The organism is Coleofasciculus sp. C1-SOL-03 (assembly GCF_040220555.1).
In the GTDB taxonomy this organism is placed as follows: Bacteria; Cyanobacteriota; Cyanobacteriia; order Cyanobacteriales; family Coleofasciculaceae; genus Coleofasciculus.
The window spans coordinates 1-18,924 of the sequence record NZ_JAVJUO010000126.1 but is presented as its reverse complement, the minus strand read 5'-3'; the positions used below and the strand labels follow the sequence as shown (position 1 = coordinate 18,924).

General features: G+C 46.8%; 22 protein-coding genes. 15 read left to right on the top strand and 7 right to left on the bottom strand.

Annotated features, from left to right (window positions below; genetic code table 11):
- Positions 1-182 precede the first annotated feature (182 nt).
- Positions 183-506 carry a hypothetical protein gene (locus RIE73_RS19540; RefSeq protein WP_446402764.1) on the top strand — a complete coding sequence of 108 codons (324 nt, stop codon included), beginning with the start codon at positions 183-185 and terminating at the stop codon, positions 504-506.
- Positions 507-794: 288 nt separating this feature from the next.
- The gene (locus tag RIE73_RS19535; RefSeq protein ID WP_446402763.1) at positions 795-1,802 is read left to right on the top strand and encodes a GDSL-type esterase/lipase family protein; all 1,008 of its coding nucleotides are present in this window, start codon (positions 795-797) and stop codon (positions 1,800-1,802) included.
- A 113-nt stretch (positions 1,803-1,915) separates the two neighbouring features.
- Here the strand turns inward: RIE73_RS19535 and RIE73_RS19530 are convergent, their stop codons facing one another.
- A complete protein-coding gene (locus RIE73_RS19530) occupies positions 1,916-2,116 on the bottom strand; it encodes a hypothetical protein (RefSeq protein WP_006103978.1) in 201 nt (66 codons plus the stop codon).
- 154 nt (positions 2,117-2,270) lie between these two features.
- On the opposite strand from RIE73_RS19530, the gene RIE73_RS19525 reads away from it, so the two are divergent.
- Positions 2,271-3,059 carry an LmeA family phospholipid-binding protein gene (locus RIE73_RS19525; RefSeq protein WP_446402762.1) on the top strand — a complete coding sequence of 263 codons (789 nt, stop codon included), beginning with the start codon at positions 2,271-2,273 and terminating at the stop codon, positions 3,057-3,059.
- A gap of 181 nt (positions 3,060-3,240) precedes the next feature.
- The gene (locus tag RIE73_RS19520) at positions 3,241-3,849 is read left to right on the top strand and encodes a GerMN domain-containing protein (protein WP_446402761.1); all 609 of its coding nucleotides are present in this window, start codon (positions 3,241-3,243) and stop codon (positions 3,847-3,849) included.
- An 83-nt stretch (positions 3,850-3,932) separates the two neighbouring features.
- Here RIE73_RS19520 and RIE73_RS19515 read toward each other — a convergent pair whose 3' ends face one another.
- From RIE73_RS19515 to efp, 3 genes are all read right to left on the bottom strand, one after another.
- Positions 3,933-4,283: an ArsR/SmtB family transcription factor gene (locus RIE73_RS19515; RefSeq protein WP_446402760.1), complete on the bottom strand. Its 351-nt coding sequence runs from the start codon at positions 4,281-4,283 to the stop codon at positions 3,933-3,935.
- 94 nt (positions 4,284-4,377) lie between these two features.
- A complete protein-coding gene (accB, locus tag RIE73_RS19510) occupies positions 4,378-4,911 on the bottom strand; it encodes an acetyl-CoA carboxylase biotin carboxyl carrier protein (protein WP_446402759.1) in 534 nt (177 codons plus the stop codon).
- A 204-nt stretch (positions 4,912-5,115) separates the two neighbouring features.
- Complete coding sequence (gene efp / locus RIE73_RS19505) at positions 5,116-5,673, bottom strand: elongation factor P (RefSeq protein ID WP_446402758.1); 558 nt, start codon at positions 5,671-5,673, stop codon at positions 5,116-5,118.
- Between the two features lie 456 nt (positions 5,674-6,129).
- On the opposite strand from efp, the gene RIE73_RS19500 reads away from it, so the two are divergent.
- The 5 genes from RIE73_RS19500 to RIE73_RS19480 all read left to right on the top strand — a co-directional run bounded on the left by RIE73_RS19500 (position 6,130) and on the right by RIE73_RS19480 (position 10,059).
- Complete coding sequence (locus RIE73_RS19500) at positions 6,130-7,275, top strand: peptidylprolyl isomerase (protein WP_446402757.1); 1,146 nt, start codon at positions 6,130-6,132, stop codon at positions 7,273-7,275.
- A 285-nt stretch (positions 7,276-7,560) separates the two neighbouring features.
- The gene (locus RIE73_RS19495; protein ID WP_446402756.1) at positions 7,561-7,854 is read left to right on the top strand and encodes a hypothetical protein; all 294 of its coding nucleotides are present in this window, start codon (positions 7,561-7,563) and stop codon (positions 7,852-7,854) included.
- Between the two features lie 20 nt (positions 7,855-7,874).
- Positions 7,875-8,957 carry a thiamine-phosphate kinase gene (gene thiL, locus RIE73_RS19490; RefSeq protein WP_446402755.1) on the top strand — a complete coding sequence of 361 codons (1,083 nt, stop codon included), beginning with the start codon at positions 7,875-7,877 and terminating at the stop codon, positions 8,955-8,957.
- A gap of 144 nt (positions 8,958-9,101) precedes the next feature.
- On the top strand, positions 9,102-9,275 hold the full coding sequence (rpmF, locus tag RIE73_RS19485) for a 50S ribosomal protein L32 (RefSeq protein ID WP_446402754.1): 174 nt from the start codon (positions 9,102-9,104) through the stop codon (positions 9,273-9,275).
- 190 nt (positions 9,276-9,465) lie between these two features.
- Complete coding sequence (locus RIE73_RS19480; RefSeq protein WP_446402753.1) at positions 9,466-10,059, top strand: sulfite oxidase-like oxidoreductase; 594 nt, start codon at positions 9,466-9,468, stop codon at positions 10,057-10,059.
- Positions 10,060-10,199: 140 nt separating this feature from the next.
- On the opposite strand, the gene RIE73_RS19475 is transcribed toward RIE73_RS19480, so the two are convergent.
- Positions 10,200-10,373, bottom strand: coding sequence for a hypothetical protein (locus RIE73_RS19475; RefSeq protein WP_446394984.1), 174 nt, complete (start codon positions 10,371-10,373; stop codon positions 10,200-10,202).
- A 295-nt stretch (positions 10,374-10,668) separates the two neighbouring features.
- Between RIE73_RS19475 and RIE73_RS19470 the strand changes: the two genes are divergently transcribed.
- Together RIE73_RS19470 and RIE73_RS19465 are read left to right on the top strand one after the other, a co-directional pair.
- Positions 10,669-11,484: a DUF5131 family protein gene (locus RIE73_RS19470; protein WP_446402752.1), complete on the top strand. Its 816-nt coding sequence runs from the start codon at positions 10,669-10,671 to the stop codon at positions 11,482-11,484.
- Between the two features lie 284 nt (positions 11,485-11,768).
- Positions 11,769-12,428, top strand: a complete 660-nt coding sequence (locus tag RIE73_RS19465; RefSeq protein WP_446402751.1) for a Nif11-like leader peptide family natural product precursor — start codon at positions 11,769-11,771, stop codon at positions 12,426-12,428.
- 47 nt (positions 12,429-12,475) lie between these two features.
- Here RIE73_RS19465 and RIE73_RS19460 read toward each other — a convergent pair whose 3' ends face one another.
- Positions 12,476-13,438, bottom strand: a complete 963-nt coding sequence (locus RIE73_RS19460) for an ABC transporter ATP-binding protein (RefSeq protein WP_446402750.1) — start codon at positions 13,436-13,438, stop codon at positions 12,476-12,478.
- A gap of 69 nt (positions 13,439-13,507) precedes the next feature.
- Between RIE73_RS19460 and RIE73_RS19455 the strand changes: the two genes are divergently transcribed.
- The 4 genes from RIE73_RS19455 (at position 13,508) to mraY (ending at position 18,618) form a co-directional block, all read left to right on the top strand.
- Positions 13,508-15,085, top strand: a complete 1,578-nt coding sequence (locus RIE73_RS19455) for a lipid-A-disaccharide synthase (protein ID WP_446402749.1) — start codon at positions 13,508-13,510, stop codon at positions 15,083-15,085.
- A gap of 136 nt (positions 15,086-15,221) precedes the next feature.
- Positions 15,222-15,770 carry an Npun_F5560 family protein gene (locus RIE73_RS19450; RefSeq protein WP_446391172.1) on the top strand — a complete coding sequence of 183 codons (549 nt, stop codon included), beginning with the start codon at positions 15,222-15,224 and terminating at the stop codon, positions 15,768-15,770.
- 365 nt (positions 15,771-16,135) lie between these two features.
- The gene (locus RIE73_RS19445; RefSeq protein ID WP_446402748.1) at positions 16,136-17,308 is read left to right on the top strand and encodes a baeRF3 domain-containing protein; all 1,173 of its coding nucleotides are present in this window, start codon (positions 16,136-16,138) and stop codon (positions 17,306-17,308) included.
- A gap of 188 nt (positions 17,309-17,496) precedes the next feature.
- Complete coding sequence (mraY, locus tag RIE73_RS19440) at positions 17,497-18,618, top strand: phospho-N-acetylmuramoyl-pentapeptide-transferase (RefSeq protein WP_446402782.1); 1,122 nt, start codon at positions 17,497-17,499, stop codon at positions 18,616-18,618.
- A gap of 36 nt (positions 18,619-18,654) precedes the next feature.
- Here mraY and RIE73_RS19435 read toward each other — a convergent pair.
- Positions 18,655-18,924, bottom strand: a 270-nt coding sequence (locus RIE73_RS19435; protein ID WP_446402747.1) for a hypothetical protein, incomplete at its 5' end; no start/stop codon positions are given.

Sequence of the window (18,924 nt, the reverse complement as noted above, 5' to 3'; positions counted from 1 at the left end):
AAATTTATTTATTTTCATGTCATATTTTTGGGAAATTTATATCTTTTCTGAAAAAATAATGCCTGACAATATTTACGATAATTGACGTAGCATATTTTACGCTTATTCTCGCATATATTTGTATTCAAAATACCTTTCAACTGTGTCAATATATTAAGTGAACCGTTCGTTCCACATCAATCATGCCAAGACTTTCTGCCTTATTCACCCGTCCTCAAGTGAACTCATCTGGAGAGGATTTGGGCAAAAAAATCAACTCCATGAGAAAATCATCTAAATTGCAGCAAATTTTTTCCCAGAATGATATTGACAAAGCGTTAACCGAGCGTAAATTTCTGGAAAAATGGATCGAGGACAATCAAACAGAAGTCAACAACGCTTTACAAACTATACAATTGTCAATGAATAATCTATTCGTTGCTATAGGCTTTATCAATTCCATCGAGGCAACCCTTAGAAAAGCCGTCATTATTGCTTTTTTGCGAGATCAAGAGATGCAAAAGTGATATCATACCAAGTTGCATTCAAAGATATAACTTTCCCTTCCCCTGCTTCCAGACGTGCCATGGCACGTCTCTACATTGCTTCCCCTGCTTCCCCTGCTTTTTGAGATGGGGAAACAGGGAACAGTAAGAACCCTTCTGCCTCCTGCCTCCTGCCTTCTGCCTTCTGCCTCCTGCCTTCTGCCTCCTGCCTTCTGCCTCCTGCCTTCTGCCTCCTGCCTTCTGCCCTACATTCCTGATACTCGCTTCAAATTCCTGTCAAAGGAAAAAGAGAGAGTAATGGAATGTACCATGAGCGATCCATATTTACTAGCAGCCAGTCTGCTTACCGTAGGTCCCGTATCTGCACCCCCACCACCGCCACTGGTTCCCAACCTGTTCGAGAATTTGTCGGCTTTGTTGGCTTCTGCTAAAGCTGATCAATCGCACTCCGTCGTCACTCAACCGATTATCCCTGGCGTGGAAATCCCTGGTGTTGAGTTTAGCTCATCGGTTAGTAGTGGGCACTTTAGTGCTACCAGCGCTAAAACGCTGACTACTAACTCTATTTCCCCTAAACCTCAATCCCCGGTTATCTCACCTAAATCGGGAACCCAACTCTATTACCAACGATTAGCCGCATTAAATAGAGGTCAAACCTATACCCGCCTCCCGGCTAATAGTTTCCAGTCGGTTTGGGGTAAAGCGACACTGGCTAAACCCACTCATACGCAATGGAAACAGTTACTCGCCGAAGAAGCGAAAGCGATGACGAGGGGACAGGGGAATAATCGTCTGTCTATTTTAGTGGGCGATTCCTTGAGTCTTTGGTTTCCTACAGCCAACCTACCTAGCGGTCAATTTTGGCTGAATCAGGGGATTTCTGGGGAAAACTCTAGCCAAATTCTGGAACGACTCTCGGCTTTTTCCCAAACCCGACCCGATACAATCTATGTCATGGCTGGCACGAATGACTTGCGTCAGGGGGTTCGCGATCGCGTGATTCTCGATAATACTCGTAAAATTATCCAGCGCTTACGCCAAAACCACCCGCAAGCCCAAATTATTGTTCAGTCTATTTTACCCACACGATTAAGCGCTATTTCCAGCGATCGCATCCGCAACCTGAATCAACACATCGCCGCGATCGCCCAGCAAGAAGGTGCAGGCTATCTTAACCTGCACCGTTTGTTTGTGAATAATCAGGGTCAAATGCAACGGGAGTTAACCACGGATGGGATTCATCTCGCCAGACGCGGCTATGCTGTGTGGCAAGAGGCTTTAAACTATGCCGATGCTTTAATTTTGGCGAGTCGTTAATTATTGGTCATTTGTCATTGGTCATTTGTCATTGGTCATTTGTCATTGGTCATTGGTCAAACAACCGAGCGAAGTGAAGGGTCAACACTCACCACTCAACACTCAACACTCAACTAAACCGCCTGTCGAGATGCTAGCTTTTCCAAGGTGGCTTGGGTTTGCTGTAACAACTGCTCTCGGCTATCTACTGCCTTGGTGAGAGTCGGGACTAAATTCCGGGCTTGTAACGCCATGTGTAGCTGAAGCTGAGCCACGTACTCACTAATATCTTCATGAACAAAGTCGTTGGGGGTTTGAGCAGAACGCAAATCCAAAATGTCCTCCTTTCCTAGGGCTTGTGCTTTTGGTCAACACCTCATTGAAGGTATCATGCCTATGGCAATCTGCTCTGATTCTGTAATAAAACTGCAATAAAGTTTAAAGATTTAAGGGTTAAATGTTAAGTAATGTAAACAACTCAACGGAAATATGGAAATTTTGAGCATCCTCCTATCGGCATTACTGACGCTGGTTTCCCCTCCAGGCTTAATCCTCGATCGCGTGGTGGAAAATGTCCTGAGTTCTCAATTGGACAAAGTTGAGCAGCTTGATGTGCGGATTGACAATACGCCGAATTATCGAGCATTGCAAGGGAAACTCGAACAAGTCCGGATTGCGGGTCGAGGGTTATGGTTGACACCTGAGATTCGGATTGATGTTCTCGAGGTAGAAACTGATCCGATTAATCTAGATATCAACCGTTTGAGACAGGAGGGTCAAACGTCGCCCTTAGCCTCCTTGCGTCAACCGTTACAAGCGGGGGTGCGTCTGGTTTTAACTGAATCGGATCTCAACCAGATGCTTCAGTCTCCCCGAGTTACCGCCAAATTACAACAACTCGGTAGTCGTCTCTCTAGAGATACCGCACAGCGTTACCAGTTTCTCAATCCTCAATTAGAGTTACTGGGAAATAATCGCCTGCGTTTCCAAGTGGATGCAGTGGAAGGGAATCGTCAATCCTTAGCCATCGTTGTGGAATCTGGATTGGGGATTGAAGCCGGACATCGCTTGCAACTGATTGAACCAAGAGTAACCGTTGACGGTCAAGCGTTACCGTCTCGCCTGGTTGAAGGCTTCGCCAAGGGAATAAGCGATCGCGCCAATCTCCGTAGCTTGGAAGATGCTGGGATTACCGTCAGACTCTTACAATTAGAGATAAATAATCAGGATCTACAGGTAGCTGCATTGGTTCGAGCTGATGTAGCCCAAGAGGACTAGATCGTTACTCAGAGGTTTCCCATAAGGGCTGTAGGGCGAGTTTACCGATAACATTTTGGAAATAAGCCCTAACTGCACTAAACCTGCCTTTTTTCAAGCAGCCAAGGGAGCATTTCTACTAAAAAACTATCACATTTTTTCTTAATCCTATACAGATTGAACGATTGGACAGGTAATAACTATGCAAAATCCACAAGATACACGTCGTATTCCCACAAGTTTGATCGCTGGTGTTTCCGTGGCGATGTTAGCCGCCGCTGGTGGAGGCGCTTGGTGGGCTTGGAATACGATTACCGCCTCACCCCCCCAATCGGAAGTGCCTACCCTCTCCCAATCACCCCAAGACACGCCGCCAGCGACTGAACAAAAGGTGCAAGTGTATTGGGTTGATGCTGTTAATAATCAAATTGAACTGGTTCCCAGTTCCGTTACTGTCGAAAATGGTGATAATCCCTCTGAAGTGTTAGAGATGGCATTCCAGCAATTATTGGCTGGACCTGAAAAGCAAGCGGTAGCATCAGCGATTCCGGAAGGAACTCAGTTACGGAATCTTGCGGTTAAATCTGACGGAGTGCATCTGGATCTATCTGAGGACTTTACCACAGGTGGGGGCAGTGCTTCGATGCAAAGCCGCCTCGGACAAATTATCTACACAGCCACCAGCTTAGATCCGGATGCTCAGGTTTGGATTGATGTGGAAGGGAAACCACTAGAAGTCTTAGGAGGTGAAGGGTTGATCGTCGATCAACCAATGACTCGCCAAGACTTTAACCAAAACTTTCCACTCTAATGCCCTCAACAGGGGGTTGAAACTGTTGCCTGTTCCCTGTTCCCTGTCACTTCTCCCCACCACAAGACTCCCTACAGCAGCCCCTACTTATTGGTTAAGCTAAAGTCCCGAAAATGGCGGGCTTGTTGTTCGATACGGGTCGCTAGGCGATCGCACACTAAATTACATAGGTCAAAAATCAGCTCATCTTCTACCTTATAGTAGGCAGATGTGCCTTCAGTGCGGCGGCTGAGTATTCCCGCTTGTAGCATCACTTTCAGGTGCTTAGAGACATTTGCCTGACTCGTCTCTGTGGCTTCTACCAATTCTTGGACACATTTTTCACCTTCGCGGAGTAAATTGAGCAGGCGCAGGCGCATGGGTTCGCTTAAGATACTAAAATACTCAGAAACTTGTTGGACGACCTCTTGAGGGACTGTTTTTGCTCTTGGCATCGGTCTAACCCGAAATTAGGTGATCATCAAATTTTAGCCTATTTTTGGTCAATTGATAACAATAGAGTAATCATTAATCCTTTACATTGCTCGTTTACCCTGTATTGATCCGCATCAACGGTTGACCATATTCAATCGGTTCGCCATTTTCGACCAAAATTTCCATCACTTGTCCCGATATCTCGGCTTCTAGTTCATTCATCAGCTTCATCGCTTCAATGATACAGAGTGTTTGACCGACGCGAACCTGATCGCCAACTTCGACATAAGGGGCGTCATCTGGCGATGGTGCCCGATAAAATGTGCCAACCATGGGCGACTTCACCTCTTCCCATTTTGACTCGACTGCTGGAGACGGTGTAGCTGAAGCTGTTGCCGTTTGAGCCGATGGTGCTGGTTCAGGTGTGGGCGTGGGAGGCGGCGGGGGAGCCATTCCAGCCACCGCTGTTCCCAAGCTGGACGCAACAGCGCTATCGGTTCGACTCACTGTTGAGTCGATAGGAGGACTGACAGATAATCCTTTACGTACCGTCAGTTCAAAGTCATCACTTTTCAATATCACTTCCGCAATATCGGTTTGAGCGATCGCGGTTAGCAGTTCACGGATTTGGTTGAAGTCTAGTGGCACAACTAAATTTAGAGAGTAGAAATTCCCGAAAGATTTACGCTTTGAGTTTTACTGATCCTCCAGCAGGATTGATCACCATTTGAGCTGGGTTTTCATGGGTGTTCGGGTTTCCACATCTATATAGATAGCTGTTCAACCAGCCAAAACTCAAACCCTTGACACCCATCACCCGATAATACAGTTAATGGATTAGTTGCGATTCATTTACTCACGACCCAGATAGGAATCGTTACGAGTATCGATTTTAATCCGCTCGCCTACGGAAATAAACAATGGTACCATCACTTGCGCTCCCGTAGACACTGTAGCGGGTTTAGTGCCACCTGTGGCGGTATCACCTTTGACACCCGGATCAGTTTCCACTACTTCCAGCACAATGGAGTTAGGCAATTCTACTTCTAGGACTTGGTCATTCCACATCACCACATTGACTTCCATCCCTTCGGTGAGATATTTGACGCGATCGCCAATTTGCTCTTCATTAAGCCGATTTTCCTCAAAGGTTTCCATATCCATGAAGACAAATTGGTCAGCATCTTTGTAGGTATGCTGCATGGTGCGTTTTTCTAGGTTCGCCTGGGGTACGGTTTCCCCAGCCCGAAAGGTTCTTTCCATCACGTTTCCCGTCTGCACATTTTTCAGCTTGGAACGGACAAACGCTGAACCTTTTCCGGGCTTGACGTGGAGAAACTCCACCACCCGCCATACCGATCCTTCTAACTCAATCGTGACACCTGTGCGAAAGTCGTTACTTGAAATCATTAGTCCTTTGTCCCGCTGGAGTCTCCGGCGATCGCCTTTGACGGTTTCGCTGGAGAGGAAAACGGGGCGGGGTATGCCGCTTTCCTATCAACAAACTAATCTACAGTGTCTAATTTCACGGAAAAATACGGAAATTAGTTAGCCAGTGTAACCCAAGACCGGAGTGAACTACTACACCCCTAACAATCGGCACTTTATTTTACCCTTGTTCAGGAACATCCCCATACTCGATTCGGAGAGTCGGGGGAGATGAGGAAGATGGGGGAGATGGGGAAGATGGGGGAGATGGGGGAGATGAGGAAGATGGGGGAGATGGGGAAGATGGGGGAGATAGCCCTAACTATAAGTTGATGCAGTTTTGGCACGGACACCCCTTGTGGCAATATGAAGAATGTCTGTTTCAATACTGTACGTTAGCCTCAACCCTAATGGTATTCAGCCTTAGGCAATATGTTTATGCGACCTTTAAAAATTCTCAAGCTCGATTGGTGTCAACGCCTGATCAGAACCAGTTTTGTGGCGCTGCTACTGGTGACACTCTCCGTGAGTTTAAGCGGTGCCTGGTGGGATTTTGGTAATGATCAAAAACCACCTGCCCGAGAAAGTCGCTTGGCGCAAGGGAATGCGATTACCGATGGCAAAGCCCTGCTGCGGTATGCTCTGCCTATTGAGAACCAAGCGGTGCGGAATGTGCAAGCAAGTCTCGAAGATATTGCTATTCAGTTACGGGGAAAGCGCTGGAGTCCGATTAACCGGGATATTACCAAAGCCGATGTCATTTTGAGCAATCGCCCAGAAAAAGTGCTGGCGGACATCCCAGAGGAGCAAAAACCGCAAGCTGAAGCGATCATCGCCGCGATGAAAGATGATATCATTTCACTCCGAGAAGCGGTGGAAACCAAGGATAAAGAAGCCATCTGGATTGAGCGAGGCAAAATCCTTGACAAGGTGGGCGAACTGGAACGAATGATGGTCAAGGGATTTCCTTTTGAAGTCCCCTCAGAGTATAGTAATTTACCTCAACTCAAAGGTCGCGCCACGGTAGAGATAGCCACGAATAAAGGGGAGATGACCTTAGTCGTTGATGGCTATAGCGCCCCGGTTACGGCAGGTAACTTTGTTGATTTAGTGCAACGGGGGTTCTATGATGATTTGGCGATTACCCGTACTGAAGACTTCTACGTGCAAACCGGTGATCCACCAGGACCCGAAGAAGGGTTTATCGACCCCAAAACTGGCGAATATCGGGCGATTCCCTTAGAAGTGTTAGTCAGGGGAGAAGAAGAACCTATCTATGGCTTGACGTTAGAACAGGCGGGGATGTACTTGGATGAGCCTGTGCTTCCCTTCTCCGCTTACGGTGCTGTCGCCATGGCGCGTCCAGGAGATGATCCCAATGGGGGCTCGTCTCAGTTCTTTTTCTTTAAGTTTGATAGTGAGTTAACCCCTCCTGGTTTTAATGTTATGGATGGGCGTTATGCTGTCTTTGGTTATGTGGTTGAGGGGAAAGAGGTATTAGACAAGCTGGAACTGGGAGATACGATTGAGTCAGCTAAAGTGGTTCAGGGGGCTGAGAATTTGGTTGAACCTGAAGTTGCTTAAGTCAGATTGAACCTAGTGCAGCGCGGCTTCAAATACTAACCAGTTAACAAGCTCCTTAAAAGCAGCTACCTTATGTTCCTTATCGCCTTCTGCCCTGGAGCCTTCGGACTTCTGCCTTCTTGTACTAGTTTGTCGGGGTGGGTTTGATCATTATCGTTGTTGACCTCACCCAGATGGTACTCAACTCGCCCCGACTTGCTGCTTCGCTTCGCTAGTCGGACAGGGTTTTGAGTTTGTTCGTTCCCTGTTCCCTGTTCCCTGTTCTCTATTCCCTATTCCCTGAATATGCCAATTATTGACTTGCTATTAGTCATAACGTTAGGTGTCTTAGGTATCTTGTTTCTGCAACGGGCTACCCGCAGTCAACAAAAGCAGCTAGAGGAAACGTTTTATCAGTTGCTAGAAACGGAGAATAGCTGTATTTCTTTGATTCAGTTAGCGGCGGCGGCTAGAGTTGAACCCGAAATCGCACAGCAGTATTTAGAACACCAAGTTCAGGTGTTTAATGCGATCCCAGAAGTTGATGCGGATGGAGATACCTACTATCGTTTTCCTAAACTGCATCGACGCAATGAATAATGAAATAGATTGATTGACAAATGACCAATGATGTGGTTAGAGATATTGGAGAACAGGGTGTTTTAAAACGATTGCAGCGCTTTTGTCCCTCCGATATTGTGGGTGATGATGCGGCGGTAATGCCAAATCCAGAACCGGGGCAATTATTAGTGGTGACAACGGATGTCTTGGTGGATGGAATTCATTTTAGCGATCGCACGACGTCGGCGGAAGATGTGGGGTGGCGGGCGGTGGCGGCGAATTTATCGGATTTAGCGGCAATGGGTTCATCGCCTTTGGGGATTACTGTTGGCTTGAGTCTTCCCGGTAATGTGGCGGTGAGTTGGGTTGAACGACTCTACCAAGGTATGTCTGAGTGTTTACAGCCGTATAATACGCCCATTGTCGGCGGTGATGTTTGTTATTCTCCGGTGATTACGGTATCAATTACCGCATTCGGTCAAGTTTTACCCCAGCACGTTATGCGCCGTTCTCATGCTAAAGTCGGCGATGTGATCCTGGTGACAGGCGTTCATGGTGGATCACGAGTTGGGTTGGAATTATTGCTGAATTCAGAATTCGGTAAAGACTTGAGTGACAAAGAGCGATCGCCTCTCATCCAAGCCCACCAACGCCCTCAGCCAAGACTCGATGTCTTACCCCAACTCTGGGAGATTATCGCCTCCCAATTTCCAATCCTCAATAACAACCCGGTTCCTGATCAACCTAATCATCAGGGCGGGTTTTGTACAAATGATAGCCAAAAAAAAGTCCCTTTAACGGCAATGGATAGCAGCGATGGATTAGCCGATGCGATCGCCCAAATCTGTCGGGCAAGTGGGGTGGGTGCTGTGGTGGAACGTAATGCGATTCCCATTCCCTCAATATTGCCTCAACTGGCTTCTCCAGCACAAGTCTGGGATTGGGTTTTGTATGGAGGTGAAGACTTTGAACTGGTGTTATGTTTGCCTGAACCATTGGCTCAGGTATTTGTCGAAAAATTGGCAGCCGGATCAGCCATTATTGGTTACATTACATCCGGTACAGAGGTTTGTCTCAAAGATAGCACAGGAATGTATGCCGATGAATTATTAACCCTAAGTCGAGGGTTTCAGCATTTTTGAACACCCTAAAATCCCTACGGTTGCCTGTTCCCTGATCTCAACCGTTAACTTCAATGAAAGTCCGACTACTGAGTCTACAACCTCTCGACCTTGGATTTATGGCATAGAATAGAAAGGTTGTGCAAAATTCGCTAACTGACAATCATGGCTGTACCGAAGAAGAAAACATCAAAGTCAAAACGAGACAAACGCAGAGCGAACTGGAGACGCAAAGCATCCTTGGAAGCGGAGAAAGCCCTCTCTCTGGGTAAGGCAGTTTTGAGTGGACGTTCCACGTTTGTCTATTCGACTGAAGAAGACGAGGAAGAAGAAGCCTAGGGTAGGGTGCAGGAGTTTGTGAACATCTCCGTTCCTGGAAGGGAGATGGGGGAGTCAGAGACGTAGCCTGCTGCGTCTCTACACTCTAGGTTCAAGTCGTTAGCTTTCCTCGACGGGAAGCCCCACAGTCGAATCTTTGATTGACCGTCAGAGAAGTCACGTCGTTTACTCTAATTTTTATAGTTGAACTATGATTGGAAAATTTTTCCACAAACCAGAACCAGAACAGAGCGATCGCGTTCCTCCGGGTCAATACCTGACCAAAGGATTCCCAGTGCTGACTTACGGTGAGACTCCCGAAGTTAACATTGATGACTGGGAATTTCGAGTTTGGGGTTTAGCTACACCCAAAACCTGGCGTTGGTCAGATATGATGGCAATGCCTCAACATGATTTCACTAAGGATTTTCATTGTGTGACCCGTTGGTCAAAACTGGATGTGCAATGGACGGGGATTAGGGTAACTGACTTTATGAGTCAGGTGGAACTTGACCCTAAAGCCACCCATGTCCTGCAACATTGCGATGGTGGCTATACCACAAATCTGACATTGGACGAGTTTGTGCGCGAGGATAACTTTTTTGCTCACACCCTATTCGGTGAACCTTTACCCCCAGAACATGGGGGTCCGATGCGTTTAGTGGTTCCCCACCTTTACGCTTGGAAAAGTGCTAAATGGATTAATGGCTTAGAGTTTCTTGACCACGAGGAATCAGGGTTCTGGGAACGTAACGGTTACCACCGCCGAGGTGAACCTTGGGCAGAAGAGCGGTATAGTTTCTAGTACAAGAAGGCAGAAATAACGCCATCTCCCTCATCTTCGCCATCTCCCCATAACTTATTCAACTGAAGTCCCCCCCGTGCGGATGTACTACACCCAGGCTAAAGCCTTATTCCGTAGTGGTTTGAGCGCTCGCCGAACGTCTAAAAAATCGCGGAAAGCCGCACGGTGAGGCAGTTTTGATTTTTTGTCTGGGGGAACTTCAGTTTCATCGACAACGCCGCCCCGGCTGTATGACACAGAGGCTGTAGGGTTTTGGCTGCGGTAGGCGTTGTGGCGATCGCAGCTAGGGGGTGAAAGTCTTGAAATAGCCACATAGGTCTTTAGAATTCAAATTGAATCATAGCAGTTAATGATCAAAAAATAAATTTCAGCACCGCTTCAGCCAAATTTCAGGATAAAAAGACTGAAATTTAACGCACCATCTATGAAAGTTTTTATCGATTAATACCGCTACCTTACAGCAGTTTACAAACCTTTATTATAACGGGTGCAACTTATCAAATATTAACAGGCAAAAGTTAAATCACATAACTCTGGACAAGTTTACAATACATCGGTACTATAAATAAGCAAAGGAAAGACTATTAATGTTAGGGGTAGACTGAGAATATGGCTAGCACTCATACAGGTATCGAGTGGACAGACCGAACATGGAACCCCACAACTGGTTGCAACAAAGTTAGTCCAGGTTGTACCCATTGTTATGCAGAAGCACTAACTAAACGGTTTCATCAGAATTTTCCCAATGGATTTGATTTAACCCTGCATCGGGAACGCATAAAAGAACCCTTGCGTTGGCGCAAGCCAAGTCGCATTTTTGTCAACTCTATGAGTGATCTTTTTCACGAAGACGTGCCTATCGGATTTCTCAAAGACGTGTTTGATGTGATGGGTCAAACTCCGCAGCATATCTATCAAATTTTGACCAAACGACATGAACGTTTAGTGGAATTAGCTTCTCAGTTAAAATGGCATAAAAATATTTGGATGGGGGTATCGGTTGAAAATCAGGACTATGTTCATCGGGTTGATTCCCTGCGACAAGTTCCAGCCAATGTGCGTTTTCTCTCTTGTGAACCACTTCTCGGTGATTTACATCTTAATTTAACGGATATTCATTGGGTTATTGTGGGTGGCGAATCGGGAAATAGATATCGTCCGATGAAGTTAGAGTGGGCGCAAAGTATTCGTGATCAATGTCAGAAAAATAATGTTCCTTTTTTCTTTAAGCAGTGGGGAGGTAGAACACCAAAAGCTGGAGGAAGAGAACTGGATGGCAAGATTTGGGATGAAATGCCATTAGTTTGGCAACAACACCATCAGTCATGGAGAGAAGACAGTAGAATAGCTCATTCTCAGATTACTACTCTTGCCTCAATACTGCTCGCCGCGAACTCTAAATTTAATTTTTTCTTCTCCAGCTAAGAGACGTTCCACCGGAACGTCTCTACAACCTCTGCTCCTCTATATTTCTTATAGCAATTTCACGTTCTAATGCGGTACATCGATAAGGGAGCAAGGATGGTGTCCCTACATTCCGGTGTATCTCACCTGCATGAGAACGGCTGTAATAGTTTGTTAACAATGAGATTTTCGCTCAGATCTATGCTACTCTAATAGCCATGATCTACAGATGAAATAAGCTTATTCGGCTAAACTCATCTTGAACAGGCTGCTCTACCAATAGTCAGACTGAGTAGAGATTACCTATGCATTATAAAATTTGGGATTTTTTCTGTACAGAAGAAAATTATCCCTATTGGCAAGACCAAATTCAACAGTCTCAGGAATTTAATTGGATAACCTGGGGGAAAATCCGTGATTTTTTGCGTGTTATAGAGCAACCTAACCCGTTGAGTCATCAATTGTTACAAGCTAATCACATTGAGCAGTTTATCCAAATTGCTAGAGATAATGGTTATCAGTTAACTCAAGAAGAACTTGCCTGGTTTGTGATTAGTCAGAAACAAATCTGGGATTGTTTAGCCCTGGCGCAACAAACACCTTCTCTGAAGCAACAGCTACTATCGACTCAGAATCCAGATGAATTTATCAAAATTGCATTCGATCAGGGGTATTACTTTTCTCAAAAAGAGTTGGCTTGGCTATTGATAGATATAAAGTCATCGTCAAGTTTAGTGTCTATCAATAATAGCACAGGGGATGCTTTCTGTATTTCAAACATTGGTCACATCGTAATGGGATATTGGGTGGGATTGGCGGAAAAGTGGGGATTAGTACCACCCTTTAGTAATCTGAGCCAACCTGGAAATGGATTATTTGGAGATGAACAAGATCCATTTTTCTTAGATCAGTGCTTTTTACCCAGAGGCTATTTCAACCAACGCTTACTAATAAACTCCTTATAATCATGTCACTCTGATGGGTCAGGTGGTTAATGGCAGAGAAATAATGACTAACCCTGACCCATTTTAGCGGCTTGTTGAATTGTTTCTAGGGTTAATACGCCAATTACCTTTCCTTCATCCATGACGGGCAATCTCTGACTATCTGTCTGTAAGAGTAGGGATAACGCTTGACGCAAATTCTCTTGGGGCGCGATCGCACAATTTTCCTGATGCTGATACTCTGGAGAAACGGGCTGCATTGCTGCCTCTACCTGCTGTAAACTTAATTGACGCAACAGATCATCAGCCCCCATTAACTCCCGGACAAAATCATTAGCTGGGTGCGTCAAAATATTTAACGGTGTATCAAATTGGACAATCTTACCCTTTTGCAAAATCATAATCTTGTCCCCCAGGCGCAGTGCTTCCTCAACATCATGGGAAACAAATAAAATTGTTTTGTGCAGTTGACGCTGAATTCGTAAGATTTCGTCTTGCAAAGATTGGCGGGTAATCGCGTCAATGGCACCAAAAGGTTCATCCATGAGCATTAACTTCGGATCACCAGCCAACGCCCGCGCCACGCCAACACGCTGCTGCTGTCCACCGGATAACTGTGCCGGGTAACGATTCCGGTAAACTTGAGGGGGTAGTTCGACCAGCGTCAATAACTCATCAATGCGAGACTGGTATTTTGAGCGTGACCATCCCAGAAGCTTGGGAACAACGGCAACATTTTCTGCCACCGTCTGATGAGGAAATAAGCCCGACTGCTGAATCACGTAGCCAATTTGCTGACGCAGCGTCGTGACTTTCATTTTGCGGATGTTAACCCCATCCAGATAAATCGTACCGGATGTGGGTTCATACAATCGATTGACCATCTTGAGGACAGTTGTTTTACCACACCCCGATGGACCTAAAATGACTACCAGTTGACCTGCATCAATGTCGCAGGTTACACCATTTACGGCGGGTTGGGGCGTCCCTGGAAATTGGAGACGAACTTGATCGAAACGAATAGCACTCACTTGTTTGACTGATTTTTGCTAAGGTTGGCGAATTTTATAGTGGAGTTTAAAGTTTAGATTTTGGATGGGATGCCAGCTACTGATATTTTAATTCTCTCCAATGGTCCGGGTGAAGTTACCACCTGGGTACGTCCTGTGGTCAAAGCCTTGCGCCAGCAGCTAGGATGCGATCGCGCATTTGTCCGTATCTCGGTGATTCTGTCTCCTTGTCCCAATGCTACAGGCAAAGAAGCCCAGATTGTTCAATCCTACCCCGAAGTAGACCGAGTGCAGGGGGCAGATCATTTCTTTCCCTTTTTATTCTGGGGGAAAACTGCCGAAAACTGGGACTGGTGCGATCGCGGCGTGGTGGTATTCTTAGGCGGCGACCAGTTTTTTCCTGTCGTGATTGGTTCTCGCTTAAAATATCGTACTGTTGTTTATGCCGAATGGGATGCCCGTTGGCATCGCTGGATTGATCGGTTCGGGGTGATGAAACCCGATATTATTGCCAAAGCCCCGAAACAATATCGCCACAAGTTAACGGTAGTGGGAGATTTAATGGCAGATGTGGCGAGAGGGAGCCAGGGAGCAGAGGAGCTGGGGACGCAATGTAGAGACGTGCCATGGCACGTCTGGAAGCAGGGGAAGATGGGGGAGCAAAAAAGCAGAGGAGATAGGGAGTTCACTCAAAACCAGGTTCCCTACGAGCAAAGCGAAGGGTCAACACTTAACACGTCCCCAATTGAATGGATTGGTTTACTTCCAGGGTCAAAACCTGCCAAATTGATTCAGGGAGTACCATTAGGATTAGCTATCGCTGAACACATTCACCAAGTTAGACCTCAAACCCGTTTTTTGATTCCTGTTGCACCAACCTTGGATTTACCCACCCTAGCCCGTTTTGCTGATCCCCAAGAAAATCCCCTGATTCAGAAATTAGGATGGGGGGCGGCGAGATTGGTGATGCTAGATGGGGAAGATGAGGGCGAGTTTAGCAATAGCCGGGTAACAGAGAATGATAGTAGTGAAACCCGCCCCTACACTCAAAACCAGGTTTCCTTGAGCGAAGTCTCTACATTATTCAAGGCGGGTTTTGAACCCAAGTTATCATCACTCACGAAACAAAATTCCCTAAACCCACCCCTACACTCAAGACTCAAAATGGCGAGTGGTGTAACGGTAGAACTTATAACCGAATTTCCCGCCCATGAGATATTATCCCAATGCTGTCTGTGCTTAACCACAGTGGGAGCGAATACGGCGGAATTAGGTTCCCTCGGTGTACCAATGATCGTCTTATTACCGACTCAGCAACTGGATGCGATGCGGGCTTGGGATGGATTACCCGGATTGTTAGCCCGGTTACCGGGGGTAGGAACGAGCTTTGCCAAACTGATTAATTGGCTGATTCTGCAACAAAAACGCCTATTTGCGTGGCCCAATATTTGGGCAAAAGCGGAAATTGTTCCAGAAGTCGTGGGTCAACTGAAACCCCAGGATGTGGCACAATTGGTACTTGAGTATTTAGAGCATCCCCAAAAACTAGAAGACATGCGATCGCGCCTACGGGCAGTCCGAGGTGAATCAGGTGCCGCCCAAAAGTTAGCGCAATTGGTGCAAGAGGAACTCACTCATTCCCAATCACCAATGACCAATGACAAATGACTATTTTGGAGTTAACGTGTCAAGCATAACCCTAGTAGTGATATCATCCTCCTACAGGGTAATCACATCACCGAGCGACGTTGCCCATCGTCTTCTGCTATTGGGAATCCTTATTGTATTGGAGCTGTAAGCTATCGTGAACGCGACTGAAACCCAAACCCTACCAGCGCTACAAACTGAAGTGTCTCGGCTTCGGGAAGAGTTACATCTGAGAGATCAGCTCGTGCAGCAACTCTCTCAAGAGCTATTTCGCTTGGTTAAAGGCAATGCGAACTTCAAACCGCCAGCCGAGGTTTCTGAGCGTCATCAAGCCCAAATGCGAGTCTTGCGAGAACAGTTGCAAGATGTGGAGCAGCAAGTCAGATTTTACCAAGAGCAGATTACGACTCGCGATCAAGAAATTTATCAGTTGCGCCAGTCTGTGCAAGAATTAACGGATCGGTCTCGCATGTTAGAGCAGGTGGTTCAGGAGCTACCCCAAATTTATCGTCAAAAGTTTGCTGAACGCATGGCACCGGTGAGAGAGAAGGTGAGTCGGTTACAACGGGAGAATCGCCAACTTCATGCGGAGTTGCAAAGTGTCAGCTATCGACTAGCTGTCAGGAATCGCAATATCACTCATGTTGACCTACCTAGTTTCGGTCGTCCGACGAATAGCCCAATTCCTACATTTGGCAGCGTTTAAACTTGACGGTGCAATTGGGCGCACGGGGCGCACGCCATGCGCCCCTACAATTCTAATCCACCAATTAAGGTGTGCCACGCCACTACACCCGACACCCCACACCCGACACCCCACACCCCACACCCGACACCCCGTCTCAAAACCTTAGTGCGTCAGTCCTGATAATTTTCCTATCGTAAGGCAGATGTATTGAACAGACTATCTTCGTTGAAATAAAGGGAGGCAAGCTTAGGCTTTTGGGCTTGTAGCGCAGCCTAACCCAAAAAATCGTCAGAGATTTAGCCTCTAACCATTAGGGTTAGCTGGCTATCTTGTCTGTCCGTTTGATTTTTTGTCAATAGAAGAGAAAATAGGAGTTCAACTTCATGCCATTACTATCGAGAGAAGAACTCAAAACCCTGGTTAAACAGCCAGAAGAATTGTGTGTTTCTATATTTATGCCTACCCATACGGCAGGTCCGGAAATCCAACAAGACCCAATTCGCTTCAAGAATCTCAGGGGAAAAGCCGAAGCCCAGTTGGTTGAGAAGGGTATGCGTCCAGCCGATGCCCAAGAACTGCTCAACAGCGCTCAAGCGTTGGAACACGATGAGTTTTGGCGTCATCAGAATCATGGACTTGCCCTGTTCATTGCCCCCAATTTCTTTCGCTATTACCGTTTACCCCTTGATTTTGACGAGTTAGTCGTAGTTAGTGACCAATTTCACCTCAAGCCACTGATGCCACTGCTGACGGGTGATGGGTATTTCTATATCTTGGCACTGAGTCAAAAGAAGGTACGACTCTTAGTGGGAACGCGCGATCGCATTCGGGAAATTCAGCCTGAGAATGTTGACAATCTGCCCGAAAGTCTGATGAGTGTGCTTCGGTATGAGGATTCGGAAAATCAGACTCAATTCATGTCCTCTGAAACCTATTCCCCTGGTGGATTACCCGGTTCAGATCCGGGAACTATGCATGGACGAGGTGTGGATGAAGATCAAGAAAATCAGCTCATCCGTTTTTTAAGCCAAGTGAATCAAGGGATGCAAGAGTTTCTCCAGGATGATACGGTTCCGCTAGTGCTAGCGGGTGTAGACTATCTCCTGCCGATTTATAAACGAGTGAATTCCTATCCCCATCTTCTGGAGGAAGGCATTACAGGTAATCCAGAACTCTTGAAGCCAGAGGATCTCCATACTCAAGCCTGGGCAATCGTACAGCCGAAGTTTCAACAGGCAGAGAAAGAGGCAATTGACCGCTTCAGAGAATTTTCTGGAAATAATCAGGAACAAGCCTCTGATGCCCTGAAAGAAGTAGTGCCGGCGGCTTATAATCAACGCATTGATTCGTTGTTTGTCGCCATAGACCATCAGCAGTGGGGTAGCTTTGACCCACAGAGCAACACGGTGCAGCTACATGAGCAACACCAGGCTGGTGACCAAGATTTATTGGATTTAGCAGCCGTTTATACGGTTTTGAATGGTGGCACAGTTTTTGCTGTAGAATCCGAGCGTGTCCCCGCTCAATCACCGATCGCGGCAGTTTTCCGCTATTAAGTTGCTCTATCGTTAGCGATCATGATGAATCATCGGGCAACAATAAGTAAATTTGCTTGAAGGATTGATTGCAAGTACCCTATTGATGTTACGATTCCCATCAGTGCCGTGGGTCACACGGGAATCGTCAAGACGCCATGCGTCTGATTGTGTGTGAGGAAGTTCGATAAAGGGATAGTTTGTCCGTGATAGACGCAAAATTAACTTCTGGGCGATCGTTTAATTTAACGGGTTCGAGCCTGTTGACGTTACTGGCTGTGGGCTTGAGTCTGGGATCATTGATTCTAGATGGGTTGGGGGAACGTTCCCTGTTCGCCGGAGTGTCCATGACCTTACCTCTGTTGGTTTGTGCCGTGGTGACGGCAGCGCTGGGGTATTGGGTTGTCCCATTTCTGCAAACCCTGAAAATGGGGCAGATTGTCCGGGAAGATGGACCCCAAACTCATTTACAAAAAGCTGGAACCCCAACCATGGGTGGGGTGTTTTTTGTACCTGTGGCAGTAGTGGTTGCTCTAGTTTGGTCGGGATTGGCACTGGCAGGGCAAGAGTTTGTTAATGTCCTGGTTGTATCTGTTGTGACCCTGGCTTATGGGATGATTGGCTGGTTGGATGATTGGCAAATTATCCGTCGTCGTTCTAATAAAGGCATTTCCCCGCGCCTGAAATTGGCACTACAGATCAGCGTGGGGTTGATATTTTGTATTTGGCTGGCAGCAAGTCAACCGATTAGTATTACCGCGATCGCACTCCCGTTTGGTATCGTTTTACCCTTAGGATTACTGTTTTGGCCCCTGGCGCTGTTTGTTTTGGCGGCGGAAAGTAATGCCACGAATCTTACCGATGGGGTGGATGGATTGGCTGGGGGAACCTGTGCGATCGCGCTTTTGGCACTGGCGGCGATCGTTGCCCCAATGTCACCGGGTTTAATGGTGTTCTGTGCCTGTCTCAGTGGCAGTTGTCTGGGGTTTGTGGTGCATAATCGCCACCCTGCGGCTGTGTTTATGGGAGATACGGGTTCCCTGGCTTTAGGTGGCGCTCTCGCGGCAGTAGGATTATTGAGTCAGAATCTCTGGTGTTTATTTGTTCTCAGTGGCATTTTCTGTTGGGAATCAATCTCAGTGATTGCCCAAGTTGCTTATTACAAAGCCACAAAAGATGAGGCTGGAGTCGGCAAACGGCTGTTTAAAATGTCACCGTTTCATAATCATTTAGAATTGAGCGGTTGGTCAGAAACCCAAATTGTGGGGGCGTTTTATTTGACGGGTGGGTTGCTAGCGTTGATTTGTTTAGGATTGCAGTCGGGTTTTTGAGCGATCGTTCAGTCAATCTGTAACCCGGTTTTTCAATCAGGGCGGGTTTTGTTGAGAGGTTATCGGTGAGGAGGGCGGGTTTTGTTGAGAGGTTATCGGTGAGGAGGGCGGGTTTTGTTGAGAGGTTATCGGTGAGGAGGGCGGGTTTTGTTGAGAGGTTATCGGTGAATAGCTGAATTTAGTCCCTAAACCCGCCCCTACAATTGTCCCTAAACCCGCCCCTACAATTGTCCCTAAACCCGCCCCTACAATTGTCCCTAAACCCGCCCCTACAATTGTCCCTAAACCCGCCCCTACAATTGTCCC